The following is a 19,679-nucleotide window of genomic DNA, read 5'->3' as shown; positions in this document are numbered from 1 at the left end:
TGTTACTCTCAAAACAGCATTCACGTATCTCTGACATTAAGTATTCGAAAAAATAGCATTCACAGATCTTACAGTCTTATTTAATATCATCGTATTAGTGATAAGCTAGTGATGCTTTTTATGAACCAAGTGGATCAATAATTAATGAGGACGATGCATGACTCAAAATATTTATGATAATCAGGATTTTTTTTCAGGTTACGCCAAACTTAGCCGTTCAGTCGATGGATTGGACGGCGCACCAGAGTGGCCAGCCATTTGTAAGATTCTACCGCCACTATCAGGGCGTAAAGTCGTTGACTTAGGTTGTGGCTATGGTTGGTTTTGTCGCTACGCTCGTTTACAAGGTGCAACTGAGGTTTTAGGGTTGGATGTTTCAGAGAAAATGTTAAATCGGGCTAAAGAAATGACATCTGATGACAACATTATTTATCGCAGGGAAGATTTGGAACATATTCAATTACCGCAACAAATGTACCATTTAGCATATAGCTCTCTAACATTACACTATATAAAAGCCCTCCCGGCCCTACTAACTGCTATTTATGATGCTTTACTTCCTGGTGGTAGTTTCATTTTTTCCGCCGAACATCCTATCTACACTGCACCAAAGCAGCCGGGTTGGCTGGTTGCAGATGATGGACAAAAATCATGGCCGATAAATAGCTATCAAGCGGAAGGAACACGAGTAACAAATTGGTTAGCTGAAGGTGTTGTCAAGCAACATAGAACATTAGGAACTTATATTAATCTTTTGATAAAACATGGATTTGTTATCACACATTTAGAAGAGTGGGGCCCGACAGCACAACAAATTATAGATTGTCCATCACTGGATGAAGAAAAAGAGCGCCCAATGATATTTTTACTCTCCGCACATAAACCCGCATAAGGTTAACTTTACTATTCATCGGTCATTCCACATTAATTTCCATGATTGGGGAGGCTAACTCCCCGACGATTCTGGATCAAAGCATACATAAGCTAACATGAACCAAGATGGTGCTAACTCCCCAATTTAGTGCATTCCTTTACTCAATGAGATTTAAAATAACATATTTATCAATTAGTTATCTATGGCGCAGAAATTGCTTATTAACTGTAAGTTAACCAAAGGGGGGGCTTATGAAAACAATGTCAGCATACTACTTACAATACACTGCATTTTTACTAGTGACTGTAGGCGTTATCCATTTTATTTTTCAGTGATTATATAAAGAGCCTCACAAGTGTGAGTCTCTTTATTATCGTTACAGATGGTTATTTATACAAAACTCAAAATTAAAAATAATTATTCACATTTTATTAATGCACGTAGATTATGCACTCTATTATTTAAATTTTGAATTTATCTGTAAAATAAGAAAATAAGAAAATCCAATTTAAATAATAATATAATTGCCGTAATGCAGCTTAACTAAAGATGAGGGAGTAAATAGCCGAATATTAAAATTCAATGGCACGCGAATACAATCAAAATATATTTAGATACAAAAGATGATAAATGTTGATACACGATCAAAACCTTTAGTAGTCTCACATTTGTCAGACCTGATCCATCCTTCGATGTGGCCCACACCGATTGTCAGAATGCCGCGACAATCTTTATAGCCGACGATTTTTTCACCCTATTCGACTTTAAGTTTGTTTATTCCGTTATTACTGAATAGCCCGACCACCGTAAGCCATTCAGACTCTGAGTTTATTTGAGGGTGATTGGCGCTGGCAGCGAGCTGATTTTTGGTTATAAAAAAGGCCCACCGAAGTGAGCCTTAAAACTGATTTGCCGTACATGACCAACATGCAGGTATTAACGATTGACTACGGCTAGTGGTTGTGGACTTTGAATTGGTATATGGTGTCACGCTGCCGAACCGATATCAATAAGTTAGCGTTCAGTACTAATATCCAATCACCACATTATGACGTTAGATACCAAAGGCAAAGTTCATCGTAAGAGAGCCATCAACTTTGGTATCTTCGGTTACTGGACCATTCATCGTATCAGTACTCGCTAAAAAAGGTTTTACTGTGAAGTCAGCACTGAACACCTTACCCGATTTCAGTACGTTATCAGCTGATGCCCATCCCTGACGATAACCTTTCTCACCATTATACAACGCCGTTTCGCTCCTTGCGGTGAATGTTGGTGATGTGGTGTAAAACAATGAAAAGGGGTTACCATCAACTAGTGCATTAGACATAAGAACGGTGTAATGACCTATTTTCCCCGAGCCATTTATCATACCCAAACCATAATGCCCATCCCCCCCTGTGGATGAGCTTGAGCCTATACGATTATCAATCGACTTTACCGTCAAAAAGGTTACAGAGTCACAGCTTATTGTCCAACTTTTAGTTATTTCTGGGAGCGCTGTACGTGTTGTACCTGATTGAATCTTGGTTGAACTTATATTACCAATGTCATAGACACCGCTGTCTGGTGCATTAATATTACACGTTGGAACGCCTATCTTTCCTTTTACTTTTAATTCAGCTGTTGGTACTTCTGCGTGGGCCGAAATTATACCCAAAACCAGAGGGGCCAATAAAGCCAAGCCAGTCAGTTGCTTTTTCATTTTATGTTCCAGTGGACTTCAACCACATAAATTCAATAGATATCGGACTTTTATAAAAATGCACAATCATGACTTAAATCAATATTTACATTTTATATTCATTCGCCATTATTGAATTTTTAGCAATTATTGAATATCGGAAGCAAAGCCAACTTGCGTGGGAATTTTCTTACAAGACTAAACAACATTGCGGACAAAAAAAGAAAAATCAGCTCGACGGCAGGCGTTATTGGGTGGTTAACCACTTCAACGGATACAATGACTACCGTTAGAGATGAATCTAGTTCATTCTTCGGAAAGTGAAAGACTTTGTTTTTATAATGCCGCCATCCGTGACAATAATGCTCATATCGTACTTTATCGAGTGACTTCTGCAAGCATTGAATCAGCCATGCCCTCCTCTATTAAGCATTTCGTTACGCGAGCATTTCTATTTCGGATTCGAAGCGAATTAAAGAATCACTTGGGACTGAAGACAAGCGGCAGGCTCAGGAACTGCACGACAAGTTAAAGTCTGACTATTGGCGCGTGTACCGGTTAGGAGAAATGCCAGAAATAGTGTTCGGAGAGGCTGACTGGCGTTGGATTGAAGAGATAGCAAGTCAAGCAGGGCTATTGGCATATCCCTGAATGATACAGCTGCAAAAGTGCTTAGGGAATAGATTGGAAAGCATAACAAATATGTGTCTGTTCATACTCATGCATCAAATAGGTCTGGTGGTTCATTAATACCTGAAATAAGGAAATTGCGTGTTGATAATAATAAAGCATGGTATTCGGGATTAAAGAGAGCTGAAATAGATAAATTTCGATTCCATGATTTAAGACATACGTGGGCAAGTTGGTTAGTTCAATCTGGGGTTACATTATCCGCATTACAAGAAATGGGTGGATGGGAAAGTATTGAAATGGTGAGAAGGTATGCACATCTTTCACCAATTCATTTAACTCAACATGCGAAACAAATAGACGGAATATTAAATATTAATGGCACGAATATGGCACGCGAATATAATCAAGATATATTTAATGTAGTCTAAGTAATTAATTCTGTTGGTGGGTCGTGCAGGGTTCGAACCTGCGACCAATTGATTAAGAGTCAACTGCTCTACCAACTGAGCTAACGACCCAACGGAGATAATTATTCTCCTGTTGGCCTTAGCTGTCAAACACTTCATCGGATTTTTCTCTTTATACTGGGCGATATTCATCGCTGTGGATTAATTATGCATCTGGTACTTGAGATTATTGTTAGTTATGTAACTTCATGTTGTAATTCCATGCGCTGTGATGAACTTAACAAAATTCAGTGTGTGAAATATAAACACTGGAAAACGAGGCGTATTGTGTAATTATTGTTGCGAAGATATTAAATAATTCAAAAATTGTATTTAAAACATACAAAAAAACGAAAGACAGACAGGGTAAGACCAAAGAGCCAACATAGAGCTCAACAACTTCACAAATAAATACAGGAAGAGGGAATGGGAAAGATGGTAGACCAATCCAAGATAGTGGCAGAGCCTTTGCCGGAACCTGAAGAGCACCTTCAACGAAGTCTCTCCAACCGCCATATTCAGTTGATTGCCATTGGCGGTGCCATAGGTACTGGCTTGTTTATGGGATCGGGTAAAACCATCAGCCTGGCTGGGCCGTCGATCATCTTCGTTTATATGATAATCGGCTTTATGTTGTTCTTCGTGATGCGCGCAATGGGTGAGTTGCTGCTCTCGAATCTGAAGTACAAATCGTTCAGTGACTTTGCCGCTGACTTACTTGGCCCTTGGGCGGGTTTTTTCACTGGCTGGACTTACTGGTTTTGTTGGGTCATTACCGGTATCGCCGATGTCGTCGCCATCACAGCCTATGCACAATTCTGGTTCCCCGGCTTTTCGCAATGGGTCGCCTCATTGTTAGTGGTTTTACTGCTGTTATCTCTGAATCTGGCAACAGTAAAAATGTTCGGTGAGATGGAATTTTGGTTCGCCATGATTAAAATTGTGGCCATCGTAGCGTTGATCTTTGCCGGTCTGACTATGGTGTTAATAAGCTATCAGTCCCCATCAGGTACGACGGCCTCATTTACTCATTTGTGGAATGATGGAGGCATGTTCCCCAAAGGAATTAGCGGCTTCTTTGCTGGTTTCCAGATTGCGGTTTTTGCCTTCGTAGGTATTGAATTGGTTGGGACTACCGCCGCGGAAACCAAAGATCCTGAGGTAGTATTACCGCGCGCAATCAACTCCATTCCGATCCGCATCATCATGTTCTATGTCTTCTCATTGATTATGATTATGTCTGTGACTCCCTGGAGCTCAGTAGTTGCGGATAAAAGCCCATTTGTTGAGTTATTCGTTCTCGTCGGTTTACCTGCCGCTGCCAGTGTGATCAACTTTGTGGTGTTGACCTCCGCCGCCTCCTCCGCCAACAGCGGCGTTTTCTCCACCAGCCGCATGCTATTCGGTTTGGCAAAAGAAGGTGATGCACCAAAGCAGTTTGGTAAGTTATCACGCCGTTCGGTTCCCGCATCCGGCCTGACATTCTCTTGTATTTGCCTGTTGGGCGGCGTGGTGCTGATTTACCTTATCCCGAATGTCATGACCGTCTTTACGCTGGTCACCACCGTATCGGCGATTCTGTTTATGTTTGTCTGGACGATTATCCTTTGCTCTTATCTGGTGTATCGCAAAAGACGGCCCGCGCTACATAAAAAGTCGATTTACAAAATGCCAGCCGGGATTTTCATGTCTTGGGTGTGTATGGCGTTCTTCGCCTTTGTATTGGTTCTGTTGACGTTGGAAAGTGATACCCGCCAGGCACTGATGGTGACGCCATTGTGGTTTGTCATTTTGACCATCGGTTACATTATCTTGAAAAAACGCAGAACGCGCCTGTACGAAAACAATAAACTGTAGTTATAAATTGGCGTCAGAGATGCTCTGGCGCCGGTTTTAGCTGAGCTACAGGTTTGGTTATTGCTTCGCGCAAACGGCTGGGTGTTAAGCCAAAATGCTGTTGAAAACGCGAGGTAAAACGAGACGCCGATATATAGCCGTGTTGTGCGGCGATTTCGCCTATCGACAATAACGTGGTTTGTAACGCATGCAACGCGCCCCCCATCCGCACCTCTTCCAGAATGACGCGAAACTGTCGTTCCTCTTGCATTAATTTACGTCGCAAAGTGGAATCTCCGATGTGCAGAGATTGCGCAACGTCACTGACACTCCAATTACGAGCGGGGTCGAGCAGAATAATCTGCTGAACCTGTTCAGCCAGCTTATCCCGTCTATCTATTAATAACGATCCTGCATGTCCTGCCAGATGAAGAGCCAATAAAACGCCCATAGCAGAGTGTTGCGATAACGTATCTGGCGCATGGTTTTTCAGGTTGAGCAATAAGCTCTCCCAAGCCCGACGAGTATTCGTATCCAGAGGAACACATAACGATGTGGCAGCGGTGGGTGCAGCCGCTAGAGCACCGTACCATTGCCGGAACTGGCGCAACAAGTTTGGCGGCAGATAAACCATATCAGAGCAGTAATGACCTCGGTCTGGCGTATTGGCAATACTGACTTCGATGCCCGCAGGGAACAAAATCATAGTCGATTGCCCAGCACTGGCTGCTTGTGAGCCCCATTGCACCAATTTGCTGCCCTGTCGCACATGGCAAAGCGCAGGGGCAAACACCCTCACCCGATGCAGTGTATGTGCGCGACGGGCAACTATTTCAGCGCTCGTAATGGCCATTTGACTGTGGTTTATCTGCTGCATGCTTTCTGCTCTGAGTTAAGGGTTAACGTCCATAAGTCGCTACCAATTCTGCTTTCGCAATAACATTACTGTTAAGCATAAAACCGACCAATGCACCGCTGGCATTGCCATCTAACGGTAATTTATCTGTCTTCAATGCCCAAACAGTGAACTGATAGCGGTGCGGTTTATCTCCTACCGGTGGGCAGGCACCGCCAAACCCGGCATAACCGAAATCATTCCGCCCTTGAATGGCTCCTTTCGGCAGCGCGCTTTGGGTGGTAGTGGTGATGTCGGTGCGCTGCCCTGCATTGGTTGCCAATTGATGGGTACCAGCGGGAATATTCACCACAGTCCAATGCCACCAACCGCTGCCTGTTGGGGCATCAGGATCATAGGCCGTGATTGCAAAGCTTTGTGTGTCGGCCGGAGCCCCCTGCCATGAAAGCTGTGGCGATTGATTCCCACCTTCGCAGCCAAAACCGTTAAAAACCTGTTGAACTTGCAAGGGTTTACCTTCAGGCATATTGGTACTTGTTACGCTGAAAGTCTGCGCCTGTGCAGATAATGAAACCGCGATAATCGCCAGAGACAGTGCCGTTTTTTCATATTATTTCTCCTGTGAGGTGAGTGTGTAGCTTACGCAAACAGGAGGGTTAGCATTGTGCCATAACGCTCTAATATTATGCCTAAAAGCTCAATACAGAGCGTTATCATCTCAATCTATTTATTCAAGATATAGCTTGCCACCTTGCCAGGAGAGCTGAGTCACTGCTGAGGTTGCAACACCGCCACTTGTTTCACCTCCCAGCAAAATCACTTTATCTTTATCTTGAATGGATACGCCGTAAGCCAGCGGCTGAGGTAATTCCCCCACAACCTGCCATTGATTATCTACCAGCGCATAAATGGGCTGTTGCCACTGTTTTTTTAGCCCTTTATGGGCATATAACTGACCGGCATTGAATTGTTGCCATGAACCAGGGAAATTGGCCCCGCCGCCTACCAGCACCACATCATGGCTAACACCAGAAAACGCCCCCGCCAGCCCTTCTTGCACTGCGCCTTTTTCAGCACCGACCAAATCTGGTCGCTGTTGCCATTTCAGCCCTGCGCCCTGCGTTTTGCCCTGCCATACCGCTGCCGTACGTAATCCGGGTTTAATTTCACCATTTATTAATATCAAATCACCCTTTTTAGCGGTCATAGCTGACCCAGCTGTACCTAAAAATGGCACTTGTCCGCCACTTTTCCACTGATTCTTGGCTGGGTCATACATCAGCACGTCGCGGTTATAGAAATAGTCCGCAGGAGCCTGGTCAAAATACGCATTAACAACTGCATTTTTCTGGGTTTCATTGCCGCCCGCAGAGGCCAGATCCGTAAAGTAACCGTCGAAAATAGCTTTATTGACGCCCCCCAGCAGCAGCGCCTGAGTGTCATTCAATGTGGTTGCGGCGGTTCCCACCAATCCGCGCGGTGCTCGCGTTACCAGGTGTTGCCACTGATTAGTTTGTGGATCATATTGATACACATCATCCAGCGCACGTACCTGCGTGTCACTGGCGCTATTTTTACCCACGCCCCCAAAAACATACAGCTTACCGCTTAATGCCACTGTGGCAGCCTGTTCCCGAGGCTGCCCAGGGAAGTCAGCTATTTTCTGCCAACCGCCGCTGGCTTTATCCGTATCGAGGCGATACCACAATTGACCGGCGCTACCTAAGCCGACATATAAATTGTTATCAATCCGAGCGCCCGTCCCATACTTAAAGGCAACTGGCACATCCGGATAGCGTTCTGCATTGGCGTAAGATAGCGAGAACGTGATGCCAAGTATCAGCGCGCTCAATAGGATGACTTTTATACTCAATTTTTTCTTATATTGGTGGTATATCTGAGCCATTAAGATATTCCTCATTAATTAATCGCTATATTGGGTCAATCGTAATAATCATAAAACTCCATTTAATTATTTAAAATGGAGCTTAACTAACATTGAAGATATTAATCGAGCGATGCGTTGTCAATGTAGATAACAAGCCGTTGTGACAAATACCGCAGGGATGAATAAAGACTTCAGTTAAATCGGCGGGACTATTCCCTGACAAACAGGCTGAATCAAGGCCACCTGCCAGTGTCGGGAAGATGTCATGTCATTGTCTGGTGACTGTCGTGGTAGTGTTGGGCGCTGGCATATAGGTTTGTAGATATCTCTTCAAACCCAGGAGTATTCATTATGAACCTTTATCGTATTCGTGAATTACGCCAGGCACGGGCCTGGTCACAAGAGTAATTAGCCGAACTTTGCAGCCTTAACGTGCGCACTATTCAGCGCATAGAGAATGGTGAGCAAGCTAGCCTTGAAACGTTGAGTGCCATTGCCGCAGTGATGGAATTGAAAGTGAGTGAACTCTACTCTCCCCATTCCAGTCAACCACCAGAAGCTTCTGGCGAAGCGGTTGACCAGCGCGTAGTAGATGCGCGCGAGGCCGTTGAAAATGAAATATCTTTTTTGCGCCAATTACTGCGGGCGGTGATCTTGTGCTCAATATTGTTCGTGATTAACTGGTTTACCTCCCCCAGCTATATGTGGGCTTGGTGGGTCGTTTTGGGGTTAGGTATCCCATTAGGGTTACGAGCGATAAACCTATTCTTGCTCGGTAATTGGATGGAGCGCTGGCAGCAAAAGCGCCTACAAAAGAAGTTACGTAATCTGTAATTAGGCTGTGCAAATCAAAGTCACCAGATTGGGATATCTCATTATGGTGACTTTTTGTCTAGCTAATATTGCAGCTTGAGCGTATTGGCGTATGGTTAATAAATGTCATAAGCAGCGACTATGATGACATCATCAACGTTATTCAATAAATATGATTGGAGAGAAGCGAGATGGCGAAAATTCTAGTGCTTTATTATTCCATGTATGGACATATCGAGACACTTGCCAGCGCAATTGCCGAAGGTGCCCAAAAGGTTGACGGCGTTGAAGTGACCATTAAGCGCGTACCGGAAACCATGCCAGCGGATGTTTTTGCCAAAGCCGGCGGTAAAACTGACCAGAAAGCGCCAGTAGCAACACTACAAGAGTTGGCCGATTACGATGGCATCATTTTCGGTACCCCAACCCGCTTTGGTAATATGGCCGGGCAGATGCGTACATTCCTTGACCAAACTGGCGGGCTGTGGGCATCGGGTGCACTGTACGGCAAAGTCGCCAGTGTATTTGCTTCTACCGGTACGGGCGGCGGGCAAGAACATACCATCACCTCAACCTGGACCACATTAGCCCACCACGGTTTTATTATTGTGCCTATCGGCTATGGCGCGACAGAATTGTTCGATGTTTCGCATACCCGTGGTGGTACGCCCTACGGCGCGACCACTATTGCAGGTGGTGATGGTTCCCGCCAGCCAAGCGCTGAGGAGCTCGCCATCGCCCGCTTCCAAGGTGAACACGTGGCGAAAATCACGGCTAAATTAGCCAGTTAAATTGTCATGAAAAGCACCGCTTAAGTGGTGCTTTGTTTCAATATTAAGCTTCTAATAGCCCTTGCGCTAAATAGTGCTTAGCATCAGTCACTCCCGGCAAGGTGAAAAAATAGCCTCCACCAATGGGTTTCACATACTCTTCCAGCGCTTCCCCATTCAGCCGTTTTTGCACAGTCAGAAAGGCTTTTTCCAAATCAGACTGGTAGCAGACAAATAATAGCCCCATATCCAATTGCCCCGAATTTGATACCCCCAGCGAATAGCTGTAGCCACGGCGGAGCATCAAGTTATTCTGAGTTTCAGCAGTGCGTGGATTTGCCAGACGAATATGTGCATCCATCTTAATCATTTTGCCATCAGGGTCTTTGGTGTAATCCGGTTCATCATGTTCATGTACCCTACCCAAAGGCGCACCACTGTGCTTATCGCGACCAAAAATGGTTTGCTGCTCTTGCAAGGGAGTCCGATCCCAGAATTCCACTTTGAAGCGGATAATCCGAGCCGCCTGATAACTACCACCAACCGCCCAGGCAGGTTCTCCGGCGTTCTCTTGGACCCACACCACTTGGTTGATCAGCGGCTTATCACTGGTTTTCGGATTCGCAGTTCCGTCTTTAAAACCCAATAAATTGATTGGCGTTTCTTTACCTTTGCTGCGGGCAGCATGGGCAGAAATGAACCCTTCACGTTTCCAACGCACACTGAGAAGATCCGGCGAATGTTTGATGATATCGCGCAGAGCATGAATCACGGTTTCATTGGTATTCGCGCAAATTTGCAGCAACACATCACCGTGGCACAATCCGGCATCCAGTGAGTCATTGGGGAAACGAGTCATTCTTTGCAGCCGCAGGGGTTTTTGCCCTTGCAAGCCAAAACGCTCGTCAAACAGTGAGTCACCGACGGAAACCGTGATCGTCAGATTATCAGGGTAAATTTCTGGCCCCATAATGCCCGAATCCAGTGGCGGCAATTTCGCGTTAACTGACGGCGCATGTCCGCCAGTGGTCAGAAAAGCAATTCGCTCAGTTAATAACGTGAATAACCGGATTAATGCTGCTTTATCTGTTGCCAACACATCAAATGCCACCAGCATCATTGCCGCTTGCTGTGGGGTTAATACACCAGCTTGGTGCTGCCCATAGAAAGGCTGTTTCTGCCAGCGTTCATCTTGCGCGGGTGCCGCTTCGGGTGCAGGGCAATCCGCCGCGCGGGCTATTTTTGCCCCGCCGAGCGCCAATGCCCCGCTCATCATGCCCATACCGAGGAGCAAACGCCGACGGGAAGGCAATTCCGCCCCGTTATCTTGCTGATACGGCCCGTATTTCGGGCCGGTTTTCTGACTCATTTTAATCCTCAATCCAGACCCAATACGCCACGCAGTTGAGCAAGGTCTTCCGCCAGTGCCGTAATCGGCCCTTTCATCGCATTGCGATCAGCATCGGTTAACTTCTCATAAGATTCGTAGCCATCTTTGGTGCGGTATTTTGCTAAAACGCTATCAACCGTTTTGAAGTTGGCATCAATTTTATCCAACAACGGCTTATCCGCTTTTTCTAACAACGGCCGCAGCAGATTAACAATCTTCTGTGCGCCATCAACGTTCGCCTGGAAGTCCCACAAGTCAGTGCGGCTGTAACGATCTTCTTCACCGCTGATTTTACTGGCTGCCACTTCTTCAATGAGACCTGCCGCCCCGCCTACCACTTTGTTTGGCGCGAATGTCAGGCTTGCTATCCGTTTTTGCAGTTCCAACGTATCTTGATACAGTTGGTTAGCGAATTTATCCGCCCCTTTGGTAGTATTGTCACCAAATAGGATTTTCTCTAAACGGTGGAAACCGGTGAATTTCGGATCTGTCGCTTTCTGTTCAAAATCGTCTTCACGAGCATCAATGCTGCCATCTAAATCAGAGAATAACTCAGCGATTGGCTCGATACGTTCATAATGCTGACGAGTCGGTGCATAAAGCTTGCGCGCTAATGCCAAATCACCTTTTTTCACTGCATCGGTGAAGGCTTTGGTTTGGGTCACTAACTGAGCAACTTCTTGTGTTACATAGACTTTATACTCAGCGATTGGCCCAACCAGTGCCATGGCATCCGGTTTGGTCGCCGTGTCAGTACCCGCTGCAGCAGTCACTGTCAGCTTGCCTTTCGGGTTACTCAGTAAACCGCAGGTCATATCGTATTCACCCGATTCCAGATTAGCTGTCATCTTCTGGGTAAAACCTGGCGCGATGTTCTCACGTTCTTCAACCACCATGACCCCTTTCAGGATCTCCCACTCCAGCCCTTTTTGGCTGGCATTGTGCACAATAAACTGTGTTTTCCCGGCGGGAATAGACAGTGTCATTGGCTCACACTGCTTATCATTAACCGTAATTTTAATTTGAGGAATATCAGCAGCCTGTGCGCTAATAGCGAAAACTGGCAATGCCAATAAAGCGGCATGTAGAGCTGTGCGACGGAAGAACCGGTTAGACATGTGATAAATCCCTGAATTATGGGTTAGTTTTCCGCGCAGCCGCTACGGTTGAAGCCGCCGTGGCGCGTGGTGGAAGGAAAAAGAAAATTAATGCCGGAATCAAATAGATAATGTAGACCGCGACTTCACTGACAGTAGGGGCTTCCTGATAACCGAACATGCCCTCAAGGAAGGTGCCCAACAAGGAGTGCGTAGAAAGCACATTGGTCAGGTCAAATGCGATATCCTGGAAGTGGTTCCACAATCCAGCTTCATGGAAGGCTCTTATTGCCCCTGCGGCAAGCCCGGCAGCAACAAACAGAATAAACAGGCTGGTCCATTTGAAGAATTTAGCCAGATGTAACTTAACGCCGCCCCAGTAGATAGCCATACCCACCAAAATAGCGCAGCTCAAACCCAATATTGCGCCGATGGGTGCGCCAATACCGACATCCTGCTGAAAAGCCGCTAATAAAAAGAAAACTGACTCCAGACCTTCGCGCGCCACAGCAAAAAACACCATTGCGACTAATGCCCATCCCTGACCACGGCCTTTTTTACCCTCAACATTTAGGGCGTTATCAATGGCCCCTTCTAAATGAACTTTGACTGACTTGGATACCTTGCGCATCCAAAAAACCATATAGGTTAATATGCAAACTGCCACCACCGCGATAATCCCTTCGAACAGCTCTTGCTGCTTTTGCGGGAACTCACCGGTGGTTTCATTAATAAAAATGCCAATAGCCAGGCAAAGTGCTGCGGCAGTGATAACCCCCACCCATACTGCCCCCATCCATTGACCGCGCTGAGTACGTTTAAGATAACTGGCGATCAGGCTAACAATCAGCGCTGCCTCCAGCCCTTCACGAAACATAATAAGAAATGGGACAAACATGCTAAACACCCCTGCGGTGGGCAGTAGAAAATGCGAATAAGAATAGTGTCAATTTACGTAAGGAAAAGTAAAACGATAGTGATTATCATTCTGGCAAAAAGAAATTCAAGGGGTTGAATAAGAATATTGTTAAGCAAACTGTGGCAAGTTGTTTCTATCGAGTTAAATAGTAAATAAATTCATCATGATACGTATTAATACGTTTATTAAGAACTGGCCGTTTTTTTGATAAAAAAAGCCCCCTGTTTTGCAGGAGGCTATATGTATTAAAGGTAAACGTTATTTTTAGACGGTTTTGAACTCCGCTTCCGCCTGGCGGAAACGTTCAGTGATAGCGTTACTCGGTGCCGTGCCCAGTAGACTCACCACTACAATCGCGATACTGGCAAATACAAAACCAGGGATAATTTCGTATAAATCTAACCAGGCGTATTGCTTCCAGACAATCACGGTAATCGTGCCGATCAGCATCCCCGCGAGCGCACCGTTGCGGGTCATCCGTGGCCACATTACTGAAATCAGAACCACTGGCCCAAATGCTGCACCGAAGCCTGCCCAAGCATAACTCACCAAACCAAGCACCCGATTATCTGGGTCTGCTGCTAACGCGATGGCGATTAACGCCACCAGCAGCACCATAGCACGGCCCACCCAGACCAGTTCTTTCTGGCTGGCTTTTTTACGTAAGAACGCTTTGTACAAATCTTCAGTTAATGCACTGGAGCACACCAGTAACTGGCAGCTTAACGTACTCATTACCGCGGCTAGAATGGCCGACAGTAAAATACCCGCCATCCACGGATTGAACAGCAGCTTGGCTAATTCAATAAATACGCGTTCCCCATTTTGCGTCACACTCCCTGCATATTGTGGATTGTTCTCAAAATAGGCAATCCCAAAGAACCCGACAGCAATAGTCCCCGCCAGACACAGGATCATCCAGGTCATACTAATGCGGCGAGCGCTGCGAATAGTGCGATGGGAGTCTGCCGCCATAAAACGCGCCAGAATATGTGGCTGGCCAAAATAGCCCAAGCCCCAGCCGAGCAGAGAAAGGATGGCAACCAGATTCAGCCCTTTGAACATATCAATATTGGCAGGGTTTTTCGCCGCAATAACCATAATTGAGGTATCTATACCACCAACGGCTAGAATCACGATAATTGGCGTCAGGATCAGGGCAAAGATCATCAGTGTTGCTTGTACGGTGTCGGTCCAACTCACCGCCAGGAAACCACCAATAAAGGTATACGCAATGGTAGCTGCTGCACCGGCCCACAAGGCCGTGCCATAACTCATCTCAAAGGTACTTTCGAATAACCGCGCACCTGCAACAATCCCGGAAGCACAATAAATCGTAAAGAAGACTAAAATCACGACAGCGGATATGACTCGCAAAAGTTTACTTTTATCTTCAAAACGGCTGGTGAAATAGTCTGGCAATGTCAGAGCATTATTATTAGCTTCGGTATGAACCCGTAAGCGGCCAGCCACTAGTTTCCAGTTAAAATAAGCGCCGATCGTTAAACCGATAGCTATCCAACTCTCAGATATGCCAGACAGGAAAATCGCTCCCGGTAAACCCATTAATAACCAGCCACTCATATCGGAAGCGCCGGCTGACAACGCTGTCACCACACTCCCTAAACTGCGGCCACCCAGAATATAGTCATCAAAACTCTTGGTTGCACGATAGGCCACCAGCCCAATAAGTATCATCCCAAAAATATAAACTAAAAAAGTCACCAGCATTGGCGTGTTCATGGTCATGCAACATCTCCATAGTGCATATTATCGTTTTAATATATCTCGCTTTTCCATGCTTACCGCGCAATGCGGCATCATGCTTTATCTCTGGCTGGTCGGAACGTGACACTGAGTTGCACCGGAGATGAACGCTAAAATCTGAAATTGACTACCCGCACAACTATTCGCTAGCCAATCACTAGCTCGCGGTTGCTATCCTAGAGGAGTCCTTTCTTGCCCCACAAGAATTTAAACAATTTTTTTACAAAAAATTCACCCCACATCACATTAAGTACTGTCGACAGTTACACCAAACACGAGAAAATGAGTTGCACCTGAGGGAAACCCCCTAAAAACCTATCATTATTAACGTTAAGCGCTATGTACCATCTTTTTTGAATATTGTTTATCTTTTGAAATTGTTAAAAACAAGACTAAATTCACACTTCGATTAGATACATGATTTAACACGGTTGCACAAAGTTGCAACATACTTGATATTGTCTGAAATAAAATCATATACCCTAAATCATTTGAGTTGCAGGAAGGCGGCAAGTACGAGAACCCTGATGGGCTTACATAAGTAAGTGATTCAGGTTATTAAACGTAGCCAACGCACCTAGAGCTTGAAGAATGTCGGGTATAACTCCCCTAATTCAGGAGCCAGACAGTATGGGTAGCACCACAATGGGCGTGAAACTCGATGAAGCGACACGTGACCGCATTAAGGCCGCCGCACAGCGTATTGACCGAACACCGCACTGGCTGATCAAACAGGCCATTTTTAACTATCTGGAGCGGCTGGAAAATAGCAGTGAATTACCGGAGCTTCCAACTGCACAGATATCCCTATCGTCTGAAACGGACGACATTATGCCGCAAGTCATTGAAAGTGTGCACCAACCTTTCTTAGATTTCGCCGAACAAGTATTGCCACAATCGGTGAGTCGCGCAGCCATTACCGCGGCCTATCGCCGCCCGGAAACCGAAGCTGTTCCGATGTTATTGGAGCAAGCACGCTTACCCGAAGATTTGGCGCTGGCGACACATAAGCTCGCCTATTCCATTGCCGAAAAATTGCGTAATCAAAAAAGTGCCAATGGCAGAGCCGGTATCGTACAAGGCTTGTTGCAAGAGTTTTCTCTCTCTTCTCAAGAGGGTGTAGCATTGATGTGCCTGGCAGAAGCTCTGTTGCGTATCCCTGATAAACCGACCCGCGACGCGCTGATCCGCGATAAAATTAGCAATGGTAACTGGCACTCCCATTTGGGGCGCAGCCCATCCATGTTCGTCAACGCAGCGACCTGGGGTTTATTGTTTACCGGTCATCTGGTTTCTACCCACAATGAAGCCAAGCTTTCCAGCTCATTGAACCGCATTATCGGCAAAGGGGGCGAACCGCTGATCCGCAAAGGTGTGGATATGGCGATGCGCTTGATGGGCGAGCAATTTGTCACCGGCGAAACTATTGCAGAAGCCTTAGCCAATGCGCGCAAGTTAGAAGATAAAGGGTTCCGTTACTCTTACGATATGCTAGGTGAGGCTGCATTGACGGAAGCAGATGCTCAAGCCTACTTACTCTCTTATCAGCAGGCTATTCATGCTATCGGCAAGGCGTCAAATGGCCGCGGTATTTATGAAGGGCCGGGAATTTCAATCAAACTCTCGGCTCTGCATCCGCGCTATAGCCGCGCTCAATATGAACGCGTAATGGATGAGCTTTATCCACGGTTGCTATCGCTGACTTTGCAAGCGCGTCAGTATGATATTGGAATTAACATTGATGCAGAAGAAGCCGATCGTCTGGAAATTTCACTCGACCTGCTGGAAAAACTCTGCTTTGAGCCAAAATTAGCCGGTTGGAATGGTATCGGCTTTGTTATACAGGCATACCAGAAACGCTGCCCATTCACTATTGATGCCGTGATTGATATGGCACAGCGCAGCCGCCGTCGCTTGATGATTCGTTTAGTCAAAGGCGCCTATTGGGACAGCGAGATTAAACGCGCTCAAGTTGACGGTTTAGAAGGCTACCCGGTTTATACCCGTAAGGTTTATACCGATGTTTCTTATCTGGCCTGCGCGCGCAAATTACTGGCGGTTCCTAACCTGATTTACCCACAATTTGCGACACATAACGCACACACCCTTTCGGCGATTTATCATCTTGCTGGGCAGAACTACTATCCCGGTCAGTATGAGTTCCAATGCTTGCATGGTATGGGAGAACCGCTGTATGAGCAGGTAGTTGGCAAAGTCGCTGATGGTAAGCTCAATCGCCCATGTCGTATCTATGCACCTGTCGGTACCCATGAAACCTTACTGGCTTATCTGGTACGCCGCCTACTGGAAAATGGCGCTAACACTTCATTTGTCAACAGAATTGCCGATGCCACTTTGCCGCTTGATGAGTTAGTGGCGGATCCGGTCAGTGCGGTAGAGGCTATCGCCGCCAGCGAAGGCCAACTCGGTTTACCGCATCCCCGCATTCCATTACCGCGTGAGTTATATGGCAAGGAACGCGCCAATTCCAGCGGTTTGGATTTGTCAAACGAGCACCGCTTGGCTTCACTTTCCAGTGCATTACTGACCAGTGCCAGCCAAGTTTGGCGAGCAGCCCCCCTGATTGATGCTGAGCTTGATAGTGGTACAGAGCCAGGTAATCGCATGGAACATCCTATTATCAACCCAGCAGAACCGGCTGATATTGTTGGTTATGTTCGTGAAGCAACAGATGCCGAAGTTAGCCGCGCATTGGATGCCGCCGCCAGTGCTGGTGCAATTTGGTTTGCAACCCCGCCTGTTGAACGAGCCGCAATTTTAGTGCGCGCTGCTGAATTGATGGAAAACCAGATGCAAACATTGATGGGGATACTGGTACGTGAAGCCGGTAAAACCTTCAGTAATGCTATTGCGGAAGTGCGTGAAGCCGTTGATTTTCTGAATTATTACGCAGGAATGGTACGAAATGGCTTTTCCAATGACAGCCATCGTCCACTCGGGCCTGTGGTTTGTATCAGCCCGTGGAACTTCCCGTTGGCCATATTCACCGGCCAGATTGCTGCGGCATTAGCTGCTGGTAATAGTGTGTTAGCAAAACCAGCTGAGCAAACTCCGCTGATTGCGGCACAAGCCGTGCGGATATTACTGGAGGCGGGTATCCCGCAAGGTGTGCTGCAACTGCTTCCTGGCCAAGGTGATAGTGTCGGTGCTGCCTTAGTGAATGATACCCGCGTGCGCGGCGTGATGTTTACCGGTTCCACCGAAGTTGCGGCTATTTTACAACGCAGCATCGCCGGCAGACTTGACCCACAAGGCCGCCCAACCCCGCTGGTTGCAGAAACCGGTGGCTTGAATGCCATGATAGTTGACTCATCTGCACTCACCGAACAGGTGGTGACTGATGTCGTGGCATCGGCCTTTGATAGCGCCGGTCAGCGTTGCTCGGCTTTACGCATTCTCTGCATTCAGGATGATGTAGCTGAACACACGTTACAGATGCTGCGTGGGGCCATGGCTGAATGCCGTATGGGTAACCCAGAGCGCCTGTCTACGGATATCGGGCCAGTAATCGATGCTGACGCCAAAGCCGGTATTGAGCGGCATATTCAAGCCATGCGCGCCAAAGGACGCATGGTGTATCAAGCCGCCCAAGCCAATAATCTGGACGAAAAAGAGTGGCAGCGCGGTACCTTTATTAAGCCGACATTAATAGAGCTGGATAGCTTCGATGAACTGCAAAAAGAGATCTTCGGCCCGGTTCTGCATGTGGTGCGCTTCCAGCGGCAGAATCTCGCTGCGTTGGTTGATCAAATAAATGCCTCTGGTTATGGCCTAACTTTAGGTATTCATACCCGTATTGATGAAACCATTGCTCAGGTCACTGAAAAAGCCAAAGTGGGTAATCTCTACGTTAACCGCAACATGGTCGGCGCAGTGGTTGGTGTACAACCTTTTGGCGGCGAAGGCCTATCTGGTACCGGTCCTAAAGCCGGTGGCCCGCTGTATTTGTATCGCCTTCTATGTAGCCGCCCGGAAGATGCTGTGATAAACACCCTCGCCCATCATGATAGCGGGCAGTTACAGATTGTCTCAGGCCGTGATGCACTGCAAACGGCCCATGATGCCCTGACCAAATGGGCAGATGAACAGCAACAACCCGTCTTGGCTCAGTTGGCGCGGCGTTATGGCGAGCTCGCACAAGGTGGAACCGTTCGAGTGTTACCGGGGCCAACCGGCGAGCGTAACACCTACGCGCTGTTACCGCGTGAGCGTATCCTGTGTCTGGCGGATACCGAGGCAGATGCGCTGGCACAACTAGCGGCAGCACTGGCTGTTGGCAGTGAAGTTCTCTGGCCGGAAAACACGGTACAAAGTGACTTATTCCGTACATTACCAGCCGTTGTTAAATCACGTATTACGCTCACGAAAGATTGGCAAACGGCTAATATCGCCTTTGATGGTGTTATCTATCATGGTGATGCCGATCAACTCCGTATTTTGTGTGAACAGATAGCACAAATTGATGGGCCAATTATCTCGGTACAAGGCTTTGCCCGTGGCGAGACGAATATTCTGCTGGAACGATTACTCATTGAGCACTCACTGAGTGTCAATACTGCAGCAGCCGGGGGGAATGCCAGTCTGATGACTATTGGCTAGTCTTTCCGCTACATGAGTATCTAGCTTTCTGATACTTAACAGTTTTCAATCAGCCTGCTGCGTGCAGGCTTTTTGTTTGACTCAGG

12 protein-coding genes, 1 tRNA gene and 2 pseudogenes are annotated in these 19,679 nt (G+C 46.7%); 6 read left to right on the top strand and 9 right to left on the bottom strand.

The features are described 5' to 3' along the window. Window positions 1-157: 157 nt before the first annotated feature. On the top strand, window positions 158-892 hold the full coding sequence (locus ACF3VQ_RS09740) for a class I SAM-dependent methyltransferase (RefSeq protein ID WP_392435053.1): 735 nt from the start codon (window positions 158-160) through the stop codon (window positions 890-892). 1,036 nt (window positions 893-1,928) lie between these two features. Here the strand turns inward: ACF3VQ_RS09740 and ACF3VQ_RS09735 are convergent. Beyond that, entirely contained in the window at window positions 1,929-2,579 is a 651-nt protein-coding gene (locus ACF3VQ_RS09735) for a fimbrial assembly protein (protein WP_392435051.1), read from the bottom strand. A gap of 593 nt (window positions 2,580-3,172) precedes the next feature. On the opposite strand from ACF3VQ_RS09735, the pseudogene ACF3VQ_RS09730 reads away from it, so the two are divergent. Next, a pseudogene (locus tag ACF3VQ_RS09730) lies at window positions 3,173-3,619 on the top strand (site-specific integrase); the annotation flags it as partial. Window positions 3,620-3,633: 14 nt separating this feature from the next. Here the strand turns inward: ACF3VQ_RS09730 and ACF3VQ_RS09725 are convergent. Beyond that, window positions 3,634-3,709 (bottom strand) — tRNA-Lys (locus ACF3VQ_RS09725). A 363-nt stretch (window positions 3,710-4,072) separates the two neighbouring features. On the opposite strand from ACF3VQ_RS09725, the gene cycA reads away from it, so the two are divergent. After that, window positions 4,073-5,494, top strand: coding sequence for a D-serine/D-alanine/glycine transporter (gene cycA, locus ACF3VQ_RS09720; protein ID WP_392435515.1), 1,422 nt, complete (start codon window positions 4,073-4,075; stop codon window positions 5,492-5,494). A 13-nt stretch (window positions 5,495-5,507) separates the two neighbouring features. Here cycA and ACF3VQ_RS09715 read toward each other — a convergent pair whose 3' ends face one another. From ACF3VQ_RS09715 to ACF3VQ_RS09705, 3 genes are all read right to left on the bottom strand, one after another. Beyond that, on the bottom strand, window positions 5,508-6,350 hold the full coding sequence (locus ACF3VQ_RS09715) for a helix-turn-helix transcriptional regulator (RefSeq protein ID WP_392435050.1): 843 nt from the start codon (window positions 6,348-6,350) through the stop codon (window positions 5,508-5,510). A gap of 22 nt (window positions 6,351-6,372) precedes the next feature. Next, window positions 6,373-6,924, bottom strand: coding sequence for a kinase inhibitor (locus ACF3VQ_RS09710; protein ID WP_392435513.1), 552 nt, complete (start codon window positions 6,922-6,924; stop codon window positions 6,373-6,375). Window positions 6,925-7,056: 132 nt separating this feature from the next. After that, the gene (locus tag ACF3VQ_RS09705; protein WP_392435048.1) at window positions 7,057-8,235 is read right to left on the bottom strand and encodes an N-acetylneuraminate epimerase; all 1,179 of its coding nucleotides are present in this window, start codon (window positions 8,233-8,235) and stop codon (window positions 7,057-7,059) included. A gap of 333 nt (window positions 8,236-8,568) precedes the next feature. Here ACF3VQ_RS09705 and ACF3VQ_RS09700 point away from each other — a divergent pair. Then, a pseudogene (locus ACF3VQ_RS09700) lies at window positions 8,569-9,051 on the top strand (helix-turn-helix domain-containing protein). 170 nt (window positions 9,052-9,221) lie between these two features. Further along, window positions 9,222-9,821: an NAD(P)H:quinone oxidoreductase gene (gene wrbA, locus ACF3VQ_RS09695; protein ID WP_392435046.1), complete on the top strand. Its 600-nt coding sequence runs from the start codon at window positions 9,222-9,224 to the stop codon at window positions 9,819-9,821. A gap of 43 nt (window positions 9,822-9,864) precedes the next feature. Here the strand turns inward: wrbA and efeB are convergent, their stop codons facing one another. The 4 genes from efeB to putP all read right to left on the bottom strand — a co-directional run bounded on the left by efeB (window position 9,865) and on the right by putP (window position 14,955). Further along, on the bottom strand, window positions 9,865-11,169 hold the full coding sequence (gene efeB / locus ACF3VQ_RS09690) for an iron uptake transporter deferrochelatase/peroxidase subunit (protein WP_392435044.1): 1,305 nt from the start codon (window positions 11,167-11,169) through the stop codon (window positions 9,865-9,867). An 8-nt stretch (window positions 11,170-11,177) separates the two neighbouring features. Continuing rightward, a complete protein-coding gene (gene efeO, locus ACF3VQ_RS09685) occupies window positions 11,178-12,308 on the bottom strand; it encodes an iron uptake system protein EfeO (RefSeq protein ID WP_392435042.1) in 1,131 nt (376 codons plus the stop codon). Between the two features lie 16 nt (window positions 12,309-12,324). Further along, the gene (gene efeU / locus ACF3VQ_RS09680; protein WP_392435040.1) at window positions 12,325-13,185 is read right to left on the bottom strand and encodes an iron uptake transporter permease EfeU; all 861 of its coding nucleotides are present in this window, start codon (window positions 13,183-13,185) and stop codon (window positions 12,325-12,327) included. Window positions 13,186-13,470: 285 nt separating this feature from the next. Beyond that, window positions 13,471-14,955 carry a sodium/proline symporter PutP gene (putP, locus tag ACF3VQ_RS09675; RefSeq protein ID WP_392435038.1) on the bottom strand — a complete coding sequence of 495 codons (1,485 nt, stop codon included), beginning with the start codon at window positions 14,953-14,955 and terminating at the stop codon, window positions 13,471-13,473. A gap of 648 nt (window positions 14,956-15,603) precedes the next feature. Between putP and putA the strand changes: the two genes are divergently transcribed. Next, entirely contained in the window at window positions 15,604-19,593 is a 3,990-nt protein-coding gene (gene putA / locus ACF3VQ_RS09670; RefSeq protein ID WP_392435036.1) for a trifunctional transcriptional regulator/proline dehydrogenase/L-glutamate gamma-semialdehyde dehydrogenase, read from the top strand. Window positions 19,594-19,679 lie beyond the last annotated feature (86 nt).

It is taken from the genome of Yersinia fenwicki (assembly GCF_043099325.1).
In the GTDB taxonomy this organism is placed as follows: Bacteria; Pseudomonadota; Gammaproteobacteria; order Enterobacterales; family Enterobacteriaceae; genus Yersinia.
This window is presented reverse-complemented; position numbering and strand designations above follow the sequence as displayed.